4 protein-coding genes are annotated in these 15,333 nt (G+C 71.4%); all 4 read left to right on the forward strand.

The genetic code is table 11. From position 1 onward, the window contains the following. From QK440_RS11270 to fabD, 4 genes are read left to right on the forward strand one after another with little or no spacing between them, the layout of a single operon-like run. Positions 1-4,512 (forward strand): beta-ketoacyl synthase N-terminal-like domain-containing protein, encoded by a 4,512-nt coding sequence (locus QK440_RS11270; protein ID WP_282792899.1) that lies wholly within the window; start codon positions 1-3, stop codon positions 4,510-4,512. Next, entirely contained in the window at positions 4,505-12,988 is an 8,484-nt protein-coding gene (locus tag QK440_RS11275; RefSeq protein ID WP_282792900.1) for a type I polyketide synthase, read from the forward strand. Before QK440_RS11270 ends, QK440_RS11275 begins: the two co-directional genes overlap by 8 nt. Next, on the forward strand, positions 12,985-14,013 hold the full coding sequence (locus tag QK440_RS11280; RefSeq protein ID WP_282792901.1) for a ketoacyl-ACP synthase III family protein: 1,029 nt from the start codon (positions 12,985-12,987) through the stop codon (positions 14,011-14,013). Before QK440_RS11275 ends, QK440_RS11280 begins: the two co-directional genes overlap by 4 nt. Next, a complete protein-coding gene (fabD, locus tag QK440_RS11285; protein ID WP_349239285.1) occupies positions 14,013-15,260 on the forward strand; it encodes an ACP S-malonyltransferase in 1,248 nt (415 codons plus the stop codon). The genes QK440_RS11280 and fabD overlap by 1 nt, the downstream gene beginning before the upstream one ends. Positions 15,261-15,333: the final 73 nt, after the last annotated feature.

Below are 15,333 nucleotides of genomic sequence, written 5' to 3' on the forward strand. Positions count from 1 at the left end.
GTGAAAAAGCTGCTGCTCGACTTTCTCTGGTCCCATCTGTGCACGCTCGGCGCGTTCCGCGAATCCGGGCAGACTCCCCAAGCCGCACGGGAGGCGGCGGGCCTCGCGCCGGGGTACGGCGCCTGGTTCGACGAAAGCCTGCGCGTGTTGGAAGGGGCCGGCTACATCGAGCGGCAGGACGGCAGGATCCTGCTCGACGACGATGCCCCGCGGTACCGGCCGGTCGAGCAGCTGTGGCGCGAGTGGGAGACGGCAGAGCCCGCGTGGCAGGAGAATCCCGACCTCGCGGCCACCCACCTGCTGGTGGAGACCGCCTTGCGTGCCTTCCCCGACATCCTCAGCGGACGGCGGCCGACCACCGAGGTCCTCTTCCCCGGCGGATCGCTGGAGTTGGTGCAGAACGCGTACGAGACCAATCCGGCGTCCGCGTTCTTCAACCGGGTCCTGGCCGCCGAGCTGGTGGCGCGGCTGCGACGACGGCCCCTGAGGACGGATGGCGCGCGGATCCTGGAGATCGGCGCCGGCACGGGAGCCACGAGCGCCGTCGTCCTGGAGGCGCTGCGATCCGCGCGCCTGGACGTGCGCGAGTATTGCTACACCGACATATCAAGGGTCTTCCTGAACCACGCGGAGCGTTCGTTCGGTCTGGACAATCCTTCGCTTACCTGCGCGATTCTGGACATCGAGCGCCCGGTGGCCGCCCAGGGCCTCACCCTGGGCGGCTACGACGTCGTCATCGCCGCCAATGTCCTGCACGCCACCCGGGACATCCGCCACACCCTGCGCAACGCCAAGGCGCTCCTCAAGCCCGGCGGGCTGCTGGTCCTGAACGAGCTGACCGCGAACAATATCCTCAGCCAGTTCTCCTTCGGCCTCCTGGACGGATGGTGGCGCTATGAGGACCCGTACCTGCGGATCCCGGGCAGCCCGCTGCTGTCCACCGCGCACTGGCGGCACGTCCTGACGCAGGAGGGATTCCACGCGATCGCTCTGCCCGCGCAGGAAGCCGAGGATCTGGGACAGCAGATCATCGTGGCCGAGAGCGACGGCGTCATACGGCAGGCGACAGCCGTGCCGCGCCCGTCCGCGCCGCACGTGGCGCCGGTGCGCGAGAGTCCGGCGCGGGCCGCGGCCGGTCCGAGCGCCGGGAGCGAGCCTGAAGACCGGCTGTGCGCCCACATCGAGGCAGTCGCGCTGGATGTGCTGGCAGAGGCGTTGGACATCCCGCGGACGAGGATCGGCCGGTGCGAGCCCTTCTCGGACTACGGGCTCGATTCGATCTTCGCGGTGAACGTGGCCCGGACCCTCGGCGGGACGCTCGGCATCGACCTCGACATCACCGTGCTGTTCGAGCACAGCACGCTGGCCGAGCTGAGCGAGTTCATCGTCTGCGAATACGCCGATGACCTGCGGGATGTGCTTCCGCCGCAGCCCCCGTCGCCCGACCGGGCACCCGATCCCGCGCAGCCTCAACCGCAACCTCAGCTTGAGATTCAATCTCAGCTTGAGATCGACGAGGCCGCGCTCGACGGCATGGCCATCGTCGGCATGGCCGCACGCTTCCCCGGGGCCGACGACGTCGACGAGTTCTGGCGGATCGTCGAGCAAGGTAGACGGTGCATCACCGCACCACCGGAAGAGCGTGCGGACTGGGCGTGCTACGGCGACGAGGCAGCCGAGCTGCGGGGCGGTTTCCTCGACGGGGTGCATGAATTCGATCCGCTCTTCTTCCGCATGTCGATGACCGAGGCCCGCCAGGTGACGCCGGAGCTGCGCCTGCTGCTGATGACGGCGTGGAACGCCGTCGAGGACGCGGGCTATCGGTCGGCCGAGCTGCGGACGCGGCCCACGGGCGTGTTCGTCGCCGCGACGCAGAGCGAGTACCGGCCCGCGGCCATGGACCTGATGAGCCTGCCGTCGCCCGCGATGGTGCCCAACCGGATCTCGTACGTGCTCGACCTCAACGGCCCCAGCGAGCAGTGCGACACGACGTGCTCGTCCTCGTTCGTGGCCCTGCACCGGGCGATCCGGTCCATCCGCGACGGCGAGTGCGAGCAGGCGCTCGTCGGCGGGGTGAACCTGGTGATGTCACCCGCGGGGTTCGGCGGGATGCGGGCCGCGGGGATGCTCAGCCCGCGCGGCGACGTGAGGCCGTTCCAGCAGGGCGCCGACGGTACAGCGCGCGGCGAGGGCGTCGCCGCCGTACTGATCAAACCCTTGAGGCGGGCCCTGGAGGACGGGGACGTCGTCCACTGCGTCGTGCGCGGCACCGGCGTGGCCCACGGCGGCCGGGGTGTGTCCTTCACGGCACCGAATATCAAGGGCATGAAGGCAGCCGTCGCGCACGCCTACGCCGACGCCGGGATCGATGCGGGTGCCGTGGACTACATCGAGACCCACGGCATGAGTTCGATGCTTGCGGACAGCGCGGAGCTGGCGGCGCTCGGCGCCGGACTCCGCAGCGAGGGCGACGGCGATGACGACAGCGAGGGTGACAGCGACGACGTGACGTATCTGGGCAACGTGAAGCCCTGCATCGGGCACACGGAGGTGGTCTCCGGCCTGGCCGCGCTGGTGAAGACCGCACAGGCGATGCGGCACGGCGTGATCCCGGCGCTCCCTGGCTTCGGGCGGCTGCACCGCGACCTCTCCCTGAAGGGGACGCGGCTGCGCGTCGCCGAGCGGAACCTGCCCTGGCCCGAGCGCACCGACGGCGCGGGCCGGCCGCTGCCGCGCCGCGCGAGCATGCACAGCTTCGGGATCGGCGGCGTGAACGCGCATGTGGTGCTGGAGCAGCACATCACCTCCGCGGACCGGGACGAGGACCCGGGCGCGCAGGTCCTTGTGCTCTCGGCGCAGAGCCTCGACGCGCTGCGCGAGCGGGCGCGCCGGCTGACGCACCGGCTTGCCGAGGCGGATCCGCGCTCCTGGGCGGACATCGCGTACACGTTGCAGGTCGGCCGGGAAGCGATGAGCTGCCGGCTGGCGTTCGTAGCGCAGAGCACTGAGGACGCCGCGCGCGTTCTGGATGGTTGGCTGAGGGGCGACCCGAACACGCTCGCCCGCGTGGCGTTCGCCGACGGCGTCGCTTCCGCTGCCGGCGCCGCGCACGACGGGAAGCCGGCGCGGCTCGATCACGTACCGGAGCGCTGGGCCGCGGGCGCGTCCATCGACTGGGACCTGATGCATCGCGGCGCTCGCCGCAAGCGGATCGCACTGCCCGGCTATCCCTTCGCCCGCCTGACGTGTTTCGCCGAACAGGCGCCGCGGCCGGATCAGGCCGCGCACACAGGCGTCGGCCCTGTGGAGGGCGAGGCCTTCGTCGCCGACCTCGTCGCCTCGGTGCTCGGCTTGCCGCGCCACGAGATCGACAGCACCAGGTCACTCGCCGACTACGGACTCAACTCCCTGCTCCTGGTCGCGATGCTGGGCCGGATCACCCATGCGTTCCCGGGATTCCGGCCTGAATGGTGGCAGCCGCACGACACGTTGAACGACGTGATCGCGAGGCTGCCCGAGGCGACCGCCCCCTCCACGCGCGGGCCGGCCCCGGAGCTGGTGCGCCTCAACGGAGTTACCGAGGGCCGGCCGGTCTTCTGGATCCACGGCGCCCTCGCCGGCGTCGAGTCCTACCGCACGATCGCCGAGCGGATCGACCGCCCCTTCTACGGCATCCAGGCCCGAGGCCTGCTGACCGAGGACGCGCCGATCGAGGGCGTCACGGCCATGGCCGAGTATTACACCGAGGTCATCCGCCAGGCGCAGCCCCAGGGGCCGTACGACGTCGGCGGGTTCTGCCTCGGTGGCATCGTCGCCTATGAGGTGACCCGCAGGTTGCAGGCGCAGGGCCAGGACGTGGCCTCGCTGACGATGGTGGACTCGCCGGACGAGACCGGCCTGGCGAAGTCGAACGCGAACGGCTTCCAGTCGGCCAAGAGCGCGGCTTTGCAGGTGGTCAATTCCCTGCTCTGGCCGGCGGGGGAGAAGGACCCGGCGGTCCTGCGCGCGCGTCTCGTCCACCGGGACGAGGTCGCGGAGGACCTGGATGAGGTCGCGGAGGACCTGGACGAGGTCGTGGAGGACCTGGACGAGGACGCGTTCGTCGCGAGGCTCGCGGAGTTGGCGGCCGAGCGCGGTCTTGCCATGCCACCGGCCCAGATCGCCCGGTTCGTCAGGCGCAACATGGCGATCCAGCTCGCCTACCGGCTCGGCGAGCACGCCATCAGGCCTCTGCCGCGTCCGGAAGCCGTCCTGTGCACCTACTTCCGCAACCGGCGCGGGCTCTTCCTGGGCGAGGTCGCACCCTACTTCCAGGTCGCGGGCGAGACCTTCTCCCTCGACCACGTGAACTACCAGCAGGACTGGGAACGCGAGCTGCCGGGCCTTCGCCTGGTGGAGATCGACGCCGCGAACCACATGACGATCCTGAACGACGCGGAGCCGCTCGCCGCGATCGAGGAGACATGCCTGGCGCTCTACGCGTCCGAGGAGATCGGGGCTACCCGTGGCTGACCAGACCGCCGCCCACACGTACGACCACGAGCCGGTGGCGATCGTCGGCATCGGTTGCCGACTGCCGGCACAGATCGAGGATCCGACCGCACTCTGGCAGGCTCTGCTCCAGGGCGTCGACGCGGTGCGTCAGGTGCCGGCCAACCGGTGGAACGCCACCGCATGGGCCGACGCGGAGGCGTCCGGCCAGGCGGCGAACCGCCGAGGGGGATTCCTCGACGACGTCACGGGATTCGACGCGGAGCACTTCGGCATCCCCCCGGCCGAGGCACGCCAGATGGACCCCCAGCAGCGGATCGCCCTGGAGGTGGCGTGCGCCGCGATCGAGGACGCGCGGCGTTCCCCGGCGAGCCTCGCGGGCACGCGCACCGGCGTCTTCATGGGCGCGATGTGGCAGGAGTACCCGCTGTTCACGCAGGGCGCCGCCGAGGCGATCCACGCCCACTCCGCCATCGGCTGGGACACCTCGGTGATCCCCTCCCGCATCGCCTACGCGCTGGGGCTGCACGGCCCCGCGATGGGCGTGGCGACCGCGTCCAGTTCCTCCCTGGTCGCGGTGCACCTGGCCGTGCAGAGCCTGCGCTCGGGCGAGTCGGACGTCGCACTCGCCGGCGGCGTCAACCTGATGCTGCACCCGAACACCTCGGTGGCCCTGACGAAACTCGGCACGCAGAGCCCGGCCGGCCTGAGCCGGGCCTTCGACGGCGACGGCGACGGCTACGCCCGGGGCGAGGGCTGCGCGGTGGTCGTGCTGCGCCGCCTTTCCGACGCGCTCGCCGACGGCGACCGCGTCTACGCTCTGGTGCACGGCAGTGCCGTCAACAACGACGGCGCGACGGACGGACTGACCGCCCCCAGCCACGAGGCACAGACGCAGGTGCTGCGCTCGGCGTGGGAGAACGCCGGGGTCGCGCCGAGTGCGGTCTCGTACGTCGAGGCACACGGCACGGGCACGCCCCTGGGCGACGTGACGGAGGCGGGCGCACTCGCCGCCGTGTTCGGGGCGGGCCGGCCCGTGCCGCTGCGCATCGGCTCGGCGAAGACGAACTTCGGCCATCTGGAGGCGGCGGCCGGCGTGCTCGGGCTCGTCAAGGCCGCCCTTGCGGTGCACCACGGTGTCATTCCGCCGAGCCTGCACTTCCGCACACCGAACCCGCGCATCGACTTTTCCGTCGCACGTCTGGAGGTGGTCACCGAGGCGGCCGCGTGGCCGGGCGGGCCGCGGTTCGCGGGGGTCAGCAGCTTCGGATACGGCGGCACCAACGCGCACATCGCCCTCGGCGAGGCGCCCGAGGGCGCCCCGGTGCAGGCCGCAGCGGATGCGGTGCAGGCCCCAGCGGACGCGGGCGGCGGTCCGCTCTGCCTGGCGGTGTCCGGCACGAATCCGCACGCGCTCGCGCGTAACGCCGAACGGCTGGCGAGCCACCTCGGACAGTCACCCGGGACGAGGCTGCGAGACATCGCGTACTCACTGGCGACGACCCGCACGCACCACCCCACGCGCGGTGTGGTGATCGCCGCGACGACGGACGAGGCGGTGGCCGCTCTGCGGGCGCTCGCCGCGGACGAGAGCCACGACGCGGTGGTGACGGGCGCGGCCGCGAGCCGCGGCCGCGTCGCGTTCGTCTTCCCCGGCCAGGGCGCCCAGTGGTGGGGGATGGGCCGGTCACTGTGGGAGCAGAACGACGCGTTCCGCGAGGCCGTGACGGCCTGCGACGAGGCCATCGCCCCGCACACCGGGTTCTCGGTCGCCGCAGTCGTGCGGGGACAGGACGCTCTCGCGCCGACCTTCACGCGGACCGACGTGGTGCAGCCCGCCCTGTTCGCGATGTACGTCGGTCTCGCCGCGATGTGGCGCGCCTGGGGCATCGAGCCCTCGGCGGTCGTCGGCCACAGTCAGGGCGAGGTGGCCGCGGCGGTCGTCAGCGGGGCGTTGAGCCTGGCGGACGGCGCTCGCATCGTGGCCTTGCGCGCTCGGGCCGTGCACGAGCACGCGCCGGACGGGGCGATGGGACTCGTGGAGCGCCCGGTGGGCGACGTCATCGAGGAACTGGCGGCCTGTGGCGAGGCGCTGTCCGTCGCGGTGGTGAACACCGCGCGATCGACCGTCGTGGCCGGAGACGTGGAGGCGGTGGACCGTTTCCTCGCGCAGATGGAGGCCACCGGCGCGTACTGCCAGCGTGTGGACGTGGACTACGCGTCGCACAGCCCGCACATGGACGCGCTGCTGCCCGCGCTGCGCGAACAGCTCACGGGCCTTGCCCCCGAAGAGGCGGGGATCGCCTTCTATTCGAGCGTGACGGGGGAGCGGGCGACGGGGCCGGACCTCGGCGCAGACTACTGGTGCCGCAACCTGCGCGAGCCGGTGCGCTTCGATCGCGCGCTGGAACGCCTGCGAGCGGACGGGTACGGGGTCTTCGTCGAGGTGAGTCCGCATCCGGTGCTCCAGATAGCCCTGGCGCAGGGAACCGAAGCCGACGATACGGCCGTCGTGGTGGGCAGCTTGCGCCGCGAGCGCGGCGGGATCGAACAGCCGCTGCGGGCGCTGGCAGAGCTGCACACCCAAGGGGTGCCGATCCCATGGCAGCGCGTGTACGCGACCTCCGACGCGCACAGAGCGGACCTTCCGACGTACGCGTTCACACACCGCAGCTACTGGCTGGACGAACACGACGACGCGATCCCGGCCGCCGGCAGTGCCGCGTGGCGCGAGGACGTGAGGGTACTGCCCGAACCCGAGCGTCTGGCCTTCATGGTCGCACTCGTCACGGAGGAGGCCGCGGCCCTGCTCGGCCGGCCCCCGGAAGGCGTGCGCCCCGAGATGACGCTGCGCGAACAGGGTTTTGACTCCCTGATGGTGGTCGAGCTGCGCAACCGGCTCAGCGCACGGACCCGGGTCCCGCTGCCCACCGTGCTCGCCTTCGACTACCCCACACCGCACGCCATCGCGACCCTGCTGCTGACGCACGCCGGTGCGCAGGACGAGACCCCGGACATCTCGCCCGCCGTCGCCGCAGAGCCGATGCGGCCCGACGATGGCGACCCTGTCGTGATCGTGTCCATGGCCTGCCGGCTTCCGGACGGGATCGACACGCCCGAAGCGTTCTGGGACCTGCTCGTCGAGGGCCGCGAAGCCTCCTGCCCGTTCCCCCAGCGCTGGGACGGGTGGGACCTCAGCACGCTCGAGGAGGCGGAGCGCGCCGCCACCGGCCGGCGCTTCGAGCGCAAGGGCGGCTTCGTACGCGACGTGGAGGACTTCGACGCGGCGTTCTTCGGGCTCAGCCCCCGCGAGGCGCTGTCCCTGGACCCCCAGCAGCGACTCGTGCTGGAAGTCGCATGGGAGGCACTGGAGCGGGCCCATCTGCGCCCCGCCTCCCTCGAAGGCAGCAACACCGGCGTCTACCTCGGCGCGATGAGTTCGGACTACGACATCGCTCGGCGCTGGGACGTCGCCAGCAGCGACGGCTACAAGATCACTGGCAACGGGTCGAGCCTGATCTCCGGTCGTGTGGCCTACACCATGGGCCTGTCCGGCCCCGCGCTCACCATCGACACCGCGTGCAGCTCCTCGCTCGTGGCCCTGCGCCTGGCGTGCGAGGCGCTGCGCGGCGGCGAATGCGACCTGGCGCTCGCCGGCGGAGTGACCGTGATGAGCACTCCGCAGAACTTCGTCGAGTTCAGCCGCCTCAACGGGCTCGCGGCCGACGGCCGCTGCAAGAGCTTCGCCGACGACGCCGACGGCACGAGCTGGGCGGAAGGCTGCGGCGTCCTGGTGCTCAAGCGGCTCTCCGACGCCAGGCGCGACGGTGACCGGGTGCTGGCCGTCGTGCGGGGCACCGCCATGAACCAGGACGGCCGCAGCCAGGGACTCACCGCGCCCAACGGCCTCGCGCAGCAGCGCGTGCTGCGCGAGGCCCTGGCCGACGGGGGACTGGCCCCGGCCGACATCGACGCCGTCGAAGCGCACGCCACGGGCACCGTGCTCGGCGATCCCATCGAGGCCGGCGCCCTTGCCGCGGTGTTCTCGGGCCGCGTACGACCTTTGCACCTGGGATCGGCCAAGTCCAACATCGGCCACGCGCAGGCGGCCTCCGGCGTCATCGGCGTCATCAAGATGGTGATGGCACTTCAGCACGAGCAGCTGCCCCGCACGCTCCACGCGGAAAGGCCGAACACCCGGATCGACTGGAGCGGCGGCGAACTGGAACTGCTGCGGCAGCCCAGGCGGTGGCCGCGGACTCGGCGGGTGCGTCGCGCCGGCATCAGCTCCTTCGGTATCAGCGGCACGAACACGCACGTCATCATCGAAGAAGCACCGCAGACCGTCGTCGCGGACGTCACGGACCGGCCTGGCGACGACCTCGTCCACCCATTGGTGATCTCGGGCCCCGACACCGCCGCCCTGCGCGCGCAGGCCAAGCACTGGGCCCAGTGGCTCGACGCGCGGCCCACCGCGTCGATGCGCGACATCGCCTACACCTCCGCCGTCGGCCGTACGCACTTCGAGGCGCGCGCCGTGGTCTTCGCCGGGGACGCCAGGGAGGCTGCCGAAGCCCTGCGGGCGGTCGAGCCCGGCTCCGGCACGGCGCCGGGGGAGATCGCCTTCGTCTTCGGCGGTCAGGACGCGCGGCCGCAAGCAATGAGCAGTCACCTGCTGGAGCAGAGCGCGGTGTTCCGCGACACCGTGGCGCAGTGTGACGCGGTCCTTACGCCGCTGACCGGCTGGTCCGTGCTGCAGGTGCTGCGCGGCGAGGAGGACGTGAACAGTCCGGATGTGCTGCCGTGCACGCTGTTCGCGACCTACCTCGGACATGCGGCGCTGTGGCGCAGTTGGGGTGTGGAACCGGCGGCGGTGGTGGGCGACGCGCACGGCGAGGTCGCCGCCGCCGTGGTGAGCGGGGCGTTGAGCCTGGAGGACGGAGCCCGCGTCGTCGCCCTTCGGGCTCGCGCGCGGTCGGAGGGCGCGGTCGGCGGTGTGACGTCAGGGCGGGTCCTGGGTGCGATATCAGGGCGGGCCCCGGGCGCGGTATCAGGGCGGGCCCCGGGCGCGATGTCACGGATGGTCCCCGCCCGGACTTCCATCCCCTTCTACGCGCGCCTGACGGGCGAGGTCGTACCGGGCCCCCAGCTCGGCGGCGACTACTGGTTCCGCGGCCTGCCGGAGCTGGAGCCGGAGCCGGATGCGATGAGGCTCGACCGCGCGTTGGAGCGGCTGCGCGGGGACGGCTTCGGAGTGTTCGTCGAGGTCGGCCCGCCCTCCGATGGTGCCTCGGGCGGCGTGGACCAGCTCTGGCGAACGGCCGCCGCATTGTTCGAGCAGGGCTTGTCCGTGGACTGGGAGCAAGCCCTCGCCTCCCGCGGCGCCACCAAGGTCGACGTCCCGACGTACGCCTTCCAACGCCGACGCTTCTGGCTCGGCGAGCTTCCGGCCGGGCCCGCTGCGGTGACGCCGGGTCAGTCCGCGGGTGGTCACCCGTGGTTCGACGCGATCACGACGCTCGCCGGCAGCGGCGGTCATTTGTTCACCGGCCGGCTGACGCTCGACGACTGCCCGTGGCTGGCCGATCACGTCGTCAGCGGGCAGGTCTACGTGCCCGGCGCGGGCCTGATCGATGCTGCGCTGTTCGCCGCCCGGACCGCAGGTGCCGACGCCGTGGCAGACCTGACACTGCTGGAGCCGGTCGTCCTGCTGCCGGGCCGCGCGCTGCGGATCCAGGCCACCGTCGGCGAACCGGACGCGCACGGACGACGCCCCTTCGCCCTCTACAGCCAGCCCGAGGACACCGAGGAGCCGCTGATCTGGCAGCAGCATGTGAGCGCAGAGTGCGTGACCCGCGCGCGTGAGGGCGCCACCGTGCCGCCGGACATCGATACCTGGCCGGTGCCCGATGCCCGGGCCCTCGACATCGACGCCTTCTATACCCGCGCCCTCGCCAACGGGCTCGACTACGGCCCGGCTTTTCGAGGGCTGCGCGAACTCGCCTGCCGCGACGGCGTCTACTACGCGTGCGTCTCCCTGCCCGACGCGCTGGATCCGGCCGGTCACGGCCTGCATCCGGCCCTGTTCGACGCGGCACTGCAAGTCGTCGTCGCCGCTCTGATGGAGGCGGGCGCCCCTCAGGGGCCGCTCGTCCCGTTCATCTGGTCGGACGTCGAGCTGTTGCGTACCGCGGGCAGCGAACTGACGGTGCGCGTGTCGTTCGACCCCGGCGGGGACGAGGGCCTCGCGCCGGCCACCGTATGGCTGGCCGACCCCGCAGGCCATCTGGTGGCCCGGATCGGCGGGCTGCAGTTCCAGAGCGGCAGGCGCCGCGGACACCCCTTCGCCGAGCACCTCTACCGCGTCGGCTTCGCACCCGTCCACCCCGTGGCCGAAACCCCCGACCCCGCGGGCATGCTCGTGGTCGGCGACGCGGAGTTGGGCGCGGGGCTCGGCGTCGACGTCGTACCCGGTCTGGACGCCCTCGTGAAGCGGCTCGACGCGCAGGCGGACACGCCCCGGCGCCTGCTGTTCGCGCTGCCCGACTGCGCTTCCGCTCCGGAGTACGGCGCGCAGCACAGCGCCGCCGAAACGCTGCGGACGCTTCAGGTGTGCTTCGGCGATGCCCGCCTCCAGGGCACGGAACTCATCTGGATCACCCGCGACGCGGTCTCATCGAGCCCGGACGACCAGACAGGGAACTGGGCCCACGCCGCGGTGTGGGGCATGGTGCGCACGGCCCGCACGGAACAACCCGAGCGCGTCCTGCGCCTGATCGACCTCGATCCCGGCACCCCGGACTTCCCGCTCCTGGCACGCGTGATCGAGACCGGCGGCGAGCCGGAATGCGTACTGCGCGGTGAGCGCGCCCATGTGCCACGAGCAAGGCCGACCGTCGAGGAGGTCGACGCGCTCGTCCTGCCGGACGAAGGCGACTGGCACCTCCATCAGCGCGAAGACGATCAGCTGGAATTCATCGCCGCCCCGCGCGAGGAGCGCGCGCCGGAGCCGCTCGCGCCGGGGGAAGTCCGCGTCGAGGTGCGCGCTGCCCGCATGAGCCCCCAGCACGCGCAGGTCCTGGAGTTCGCAGGGATCGCCATGGAGGTCGGCAGCGGCGTCACCTCCGTACACGCGGGTGACCGGGTCATGGGCAGTGCGGAAGCCGCGCTCGGCAACCAGATGCGCGTGGACGGTGCCGCCCTCAGGCCGATGCCCGCGCACCTCACCTTCGCCCAGGCGGCCGCTGACCCGTCCGCCCCCGATCCGAGGCAGGACAACGGATCCTTCACCGCCTACGACGTACGCGACGCGCCGCATGCCCTGCGCCACGCGCGGCAGAACGCCGCGCACAAGACGGTGCTGACCTTGCCACGTGCCCTCGACCCGGACGGCACGGTGCTGATCACCGGCGGCCTCGGTGAGCTGGGCAGCGCCCTCGCCGCACACCTGGTCCGCGCGCACGGAGCGCGGCGGCTCCTGCTCCTGTCACGGCGCGGTGGCAACACCCCCGAAGCCGGCGCGCTCGTGCGGGAACTCCAAGCGGCGGGCGCCGAACGAGTCGACCTGGTCGCGGGCGACGCCACGGACCGGGCCGCATTGGCCGGGGCACTGGAAGGCATCCACCCGAGCCACCCCCTCACGGCCGTGTTCCACCTCGCCGGCGTGCTCGACGACGGCCTGGTGGAGGGCTTCACCGCGGAGCGGCTGCACCGGGTGATGGCACCCAAGGTCCTGGGCGCGCGCTGGTTGGACGAGTTGACGGAGGGGCTGGACCTGGCCGCGTTCGTCGTCTTCTCCTCGGCGGCCGGAACGCTGGGCACCGCAGGCCAGAGCGGGTACGCCGCGGCGAACGCGGCGCTGGACGCCCTGGCGGCGAACCGGCGCAAGAGGGGCCTGGCAGGGCTCAGCCTCGCCTTCGGGCTCTGGGAGCAGGCCGGAGTGGGCATGACCGCGCACCTCGGCAAGGCCGAACTCGGCCGCCTGCGGCGCCAGGGGATCGGTGCCCTGAACTTGGCCGAGGGCCTCCACGCCCTGGACGTCGCACTCGTACGGCCCGAGACCCAGCTGATGCCCGTGCGCCTGGAACTGGCGTCGCTTCGCCACGCCCTCGGCGATGCGCCGGCGCCCCCGTTGCTGCGCGACATGCTGCACCGCACCACTGAAGGACGCCAAGGCGAGGTTTCCGAGACCGCGCAGTCGCTCGATACGCGGCTGGCGGACGCCTCCGAAGCCGAACGGCCGGCTCTGCTCCTCGACCTCGTCCGCAGCGAAGTCGCCGACGTGCTCGGCCTGCCCGGACCCGACAGCGTGCCGGCCGACAGGGCACTGCGTTCCCTCGGGATCGACTCGCTCACCATGGTCCAGTTGCGCAAGCGTCTCGCCAAGCGGATGGACACCACCCTGCCCGCCACGCTGGTCTTCGACTACCCGACCGCCGAGGCCATCGCCGGGCTCCTGCTGCACGACGTCACCACCCTGAGAGGGAACGAGAAGTGAAGACAGAGGCCCTGTTCATCGCGGGTACCGCGACCTACCTGCCCCCGGCGACCAAGGTCGGACAAGCCGTCGCCGACGGCCGCTTCGACGCCCAGGACGCCGAGGACACGCAGCTCGAATCGGTCTGCGAGGCCACGGACGAAGCCCCGCCCGAGATGGCAGTGGCCGCTGCCAAAGACGCCCTGGAAAGGTCGGGTCACCGGCCCGAGGACATCGCCCTGCTGCTGCACGCCTGCGTGTACTTCCAAGGCCTTGAGCTGTACCCGACGGCTTCCTACATCCACCGCGAAGTACTCGGGGACCACTCGGCGCTCGCCTTCGAGATCAAGAACGCTTCCAACGGCTGCATGACCGCGTTGGACATCGCGGCGCGCTCCCTCGCGGCCACCGACGACGTGGCGGCGCTGGTGACCACCGCCGACAAGGTCAGCCGTCCGGCGATCGACCGCTGGAACAGCGACATCGGCATCGTCCCCGGCGACGGCGCGTCGGCGATGGTCCTCAGCAAGAGGTCGGGCTTCGCACAGGTGCTGAGCACGTCCACGGTCTCGGATCCCACCCTTGAGCGCCTGCACCGCGGCGACGCGCCCTTCACCCCCCACCACGACCCCACGGTCCCCATCGACCTGCGTCTGCGCAAACTGCAATACCTGGGAGACGTGGAACTCGACGAGTTCACCCGCCGCTTCCGGGCCGGTCTCAGCGACTGCGTCGACCGCGCCCTGCGCGACGCGGATGTTCGTCTCGGCGACATCGCCCGCTTCGTCGTTCCGCACTTCGGACGCATCGTGCTCCAGCGCGAGGTCCTCACCGCACTCGACATCGACCTCGACCTCACGACCTGGTCCTGGGGCCGCACCGTCGGCCACCTCGGCGCGGGCGACCAGATCGCCGGACTCGACCACCTCGTGCGGGAACGCGCCGTGGCCGCCGGCGACCTGTGCATGCTGCTCGGCGTCGGCGCCGGCTTCACCTGGACGTGCGCCGTGGTCCGCATCACCGACCTCGCGGGCGGGCGGCCCTGATGCGCTGCTACGTCTTCCCGGGCCAGGGCACCCAGAAGAAAGGGATGGGGCGAAGCCTGTTCGGACGGTTCCCCGACCTTTGTCGCCGCGCCGACCGCGTACTCGGGTACTCCATCGAAAAGCTCTGCCTGGAAAACCCCGAACGGCACCTGTCCCAGACCGAGTACGCGCAGCCCGCGATCTACGTCGTCAACGCGCTGCACTGGTCCGCGGCACAGAAGGTCCTGCCCCCCGCGGACTTCCTCGCGGGCCACAGCCTCGGCGAGTACAGCGCGCTGTTCGCCGCCGGCGCCTTCGACTTCGAAACCGGCCTGACACTGGTGCGACGCCGAGCGGAACTGATGGGCCACGTCAGCGGCGGTGCGATGGCCGCAGTCATCGGAGTCTCCGAGCGACTCATCGCGCAAACGCTGAAGCAGCACGACGCCACCGACGTCGTCATCGCCAACTACAACGCGCCCGAGCAGTTCGTCCTCTCCGGCAGCCACGAGGAACTGGCCCGGATCAAGCCGGTCTTCGAAAAGGTGGAGGGCGTGCGAGGCTTCGTCCCCGTCCGCGTCAGCGGCCCCTTCCACGCCCCGGCGATGGCCCCCGCCGCCGCACGCTTCCGCGACCTGCTGACCACGGTCGACATGGGCGAACTACGAACCCCGGTCATCTCCAACGTGACCGGCCGACCCTTCGCCCCCGACGCGCAGCAAGTACGCGAACTACTCGCCGAACAGATCGCCAAGCCCGTCCGCTGGACCGAAACCATCCGCTACCTCCGGAACGCAGGCGTGTCCGTCTTCACAGAACTGGGCGAATCGAAGGTACTCACCCCCCTCATCGACCGCATCACCCCCGCCCCAGAGCCCACCCCCGACCCACGCCAAGACCTGATCGACCGCATCAAACGCGAGATCCTCCAGCCGGAAATCGGCGACGAGGCCCTGACCTTCGACGACGACGCCTCGTTCCGACAGCTCGGCCTGAACTCCATCATCTACGTCCGCCTGGCCCGCCGGGCCGGAACAACCCTCGGCATCCCGATCAAACCGGACATCATGTTCCAACACCGCTCCTGCGCCGCCCTGGCGGACTACCTCCTGACCCGCGACGACACCACCCCACCCGCAGCGCCCGAGACCCCGCCCCAGCCTTTGCGCGCATACCAAGACCCACGGGTGTCGGCCCTGCTGCACGACTGCGCGAACGGGGCCCTCACCGTGGAGCGGACCATTGAGGCGATCCGCGCCCTTGCGTGACGAGTGCGGAATACGCCACCACTTCGTTCTGCCGTAGGGGGTAGCGCGAGGACGGACGCGCCCTCAGCGATGC

The organism is Streptomyces sp. CC224B (assembly GCF_030010595.1).
Classification (GTDB): Bacteria; Actinomycetota; Actinomycetes; order Streptomycetales; family Streptomycetaceae; genus Streptomyces; species Streptomyces longispororuber.